Origin of the sequence: Corallococcus sp. 4LFB (assembly GCF_046520365.1) — a bacterium.
GTDB classification, from domain to species: Bacteria; Myxococcota; Myxococcia; order Myxococcales; family Myxococcaceae; genus Corallococcus; species Corallococcus caeni.
Genome location: NZ_JBKGHJ010000836.1, coordinates 1 through 2,248 on the forward strand (window position 1 = coordinate 1; position 2,248 = coordinate 2,248).

A 2,248-nucleotide genomic window follows, 5' to 3' on the forward strand; every position below is an offset into this window, starting at 1 on the left:
ACGTGAACCACGCGCAGCAGCACGCCGCAGCGCCTGGCCGATGGGCACGGGGGACTCGCCGCCCTTCACCCGGTACGCCGTCGCGCAGACCGTCCCCTCCGTGGGCCCGTAGGCGTTGAAGACGCGGCGGCCGGACGCGTGCCACCGCTCGGCGAGCGGCGCCGGGCAGCGCTCACCCGCCATCACCACGCACGCCACGTCCGGCAGCGTGTCCACGTGCGGCCCCAATTGCCCAGCACCGACGGCGGCAGGCACAGGTGCGTCACGCGCTGCTGGCGCAGGTACTCCGCCATGCGCCGGCCGGGCAGCAGGTCCTCGCGCGAGCCCTGCACCACGGCGCCGCCCGCGAACAGCGTGGGGAACACCTCCCACACCGACGCGTCGAAGTTGATGCTGGCGAACTGGAGGTGCCGCGTGTCCGGCCCCAGGCCCAGCAGCGGCGCCACGCCGTGCACCAGGTTCGACAGCCCCCGGAAGGTGCACACCACGCCCTTGGGCTCACCGGTGCTGCCGGAGGTGTAGATGAGATAGGCGGGCCGGTCCGGCGGCGCGTCGATGACGTCCGGGACCTCCGCGTCCTCCGCCTCGTCCACCGCCGCCGCATCCGCCTCCAGGAAGGGCAGCGGTGAGCCCAGCCACGTCTCCAGGAGCCCCACGGAGACGCGGTGCATGCGCTGGGTGACGACGCCGCGCAGGCCCGCGTCGCGCAGGATGCGCAAGAGCCGCTCGTCCGGAAGGAACGGATCCAACGGCACGTAGGCCGCGCCCGCCATCCAGATGCCCAGGATGGCCGGGATGACCTCCGGTCCGGGTACCACCATCAACCCCACGCGCTCTCCTGGCTGCACGTTCCACTCGGTGCGCAGCCTCCGGGCCACCCGGGAGGCCCGGCGCAGCAGCTCCGGCTGTTTCAGCACCGTGGCGCCGAAGGCGATCTCCGCGGTCGGGGGAAGACGCAGCGTGGACGGGGGGGCCATGGTGCATTCCTTGGATGTAGTCACTCGCGCGGTGGGGGGATCCGCGCGTGAAAAGTCTAAAGACTGGCAGCGCCCGCGCAATACGTGGGAACCACGCGGTGATACACGCCGGGTCTTGATTGCGACACACAAACTCGGGTCATCCGCGCCCCCGTCTCTCCCCGAGGACGTTCGCACCCGGCGGATGCCGTTCCTGTCTGGATATATCTTTGGAACGACGCGGGCACGTGTCGTCACGCCGGGGTGACGATGTCTGTCTTTTTCCCGTGGGGGTGTGCCGCTGGCGCGCGCGGACTCCCGCCAGGTGGGTGCGACCTGATTCGTCGGGGTGGCGCCGCACCCCCTGGCGCGCTGGATGATTCAGGCGGGCTGGGCTGTAGTGGAGGACCGGATGCCTTCGCTACGACACGCCTTCCTGCTCAACGCCGTGCGCGAGCTTGGCCGCTCGGTGCCGGACATCGCCCGGACGCGCGCCTCCTGGGACGTGTGCCTGGAGCGGATCCGCGAGGCGTGCATCACGACGCTGGGCATGGAGTACGACACGCTCGCCCGCTTCGACGCGCGCTCCGTCGTCAGCCTCTTCACCCACCCGGAGCAGGCGCGCATCCTCGCCCGGCTGGTGGATGAGCGGGCCCGCCTGTGCGAGGCCCACGGCCGGTACGCGGACGCGCTGGCGGACAGCGTCTACGCGGGCCAGCTCCTCATGTGTTCGCGCGCCCGCTTCGGCCTGCCCCGGGACGCCCGCGCCGCGGACGTCCTGGAGCGCGAGGCCGGGACGCCCTCGCCCCTGCCGCCAGCAGGGGAGTGACGCGCCCCTCCCGCTTCAGCCCTCCTTCACCTTCAGGACGACCTTGCCCACGGCCTGGCGCGACTCCAGCTCGCGCAGCGCCTGCGCGCCCTCTTCGAAGGGGAAGACGCGCCCCACCACCGGGTTGACGACGCCGCGCGCCGCGAGCGCCTCCAGGTCCTTCGCGATGGCGCCCGTCACCTCCGGCGCCTGCATCAGGAAGGAGCCCCACGCCACGCCCACCACGGAGACGTTGCGCAGCAAGAGCCGGTTCACGGCCACGGACGGAATCTGGCCGCTGGCGAAGCCCACCACCAGAAGCCGGCCCTCCGGCGCCAGCACCTTGAGGCTCTTGTCGAAGACGTCGCCGCCCACCGGGTCCAGCACCACGTCCGCGCCCCGGCCGTCCGTGGCCTCGCGCACGCCGGCCTGGAAGTCCTTCAAGAGGAGCACGCCGTCCGCGCCCGCGCGCTTCGCCACCTCC

Annotated in this window: 4 protein-coding genes; 1 reads left to right on the top strand and 3 read right to left on the bottom strand. The window is 72.2% G+C overall.

Annotated features, from left to right (window positions below; all coding sequences use genetic code 11):
* Nucleotides 1-216: AMP-binding protein (locus ACLEQD_RS41755; RefSeq protein WP_410391470.1), on the bottom strand; the 216-nt coding region annotated here is incomplete at its 3' end.
* Nucleotides 183-977, bottom strand: a complete 795-nt coding sequence (locus ACLEQD_RS41760) for an AMP-binding protein (RefSeq protein ID WP_410391471.1) — start codon at nt 975-977, stop codon at nt 183-185. The genes ACLEQD_RS41760 and ACLEQD_RS41755, both read right to left, overlap by 34 nt.
* 391 nt (nt 978-1,368) lie before the next feature.
* On the opposite strand from ACLEQD_RS41760, the gene ACLEQD_RS41765 reads away from it, so the two are divergent.
* Complete coding sequence (locus ACLEQD_RS41765) at nt 1,369-1,785, top strand: hypothetical protein (protein WP_410391473.1); 417 nt, start codon at nt 1,369-1,371, stop codon at nt 1,783-1,785.
* Between the two features lie 15 nt (nt 1,786-1,800).
* On the opposite strand, the gene ACLEQD_RS41770 is transcribed toward ACLEQD_RS41765, so the two are convergent.
* Nucleotides 1,801-2,248 (bottom strand): zinc-binding dehydrogenase (locus ACLEQD_RS41770; RefSeq protein WP_410391474.1); only part of this gene is annotated, 448 nt, incomplete at its 5' end.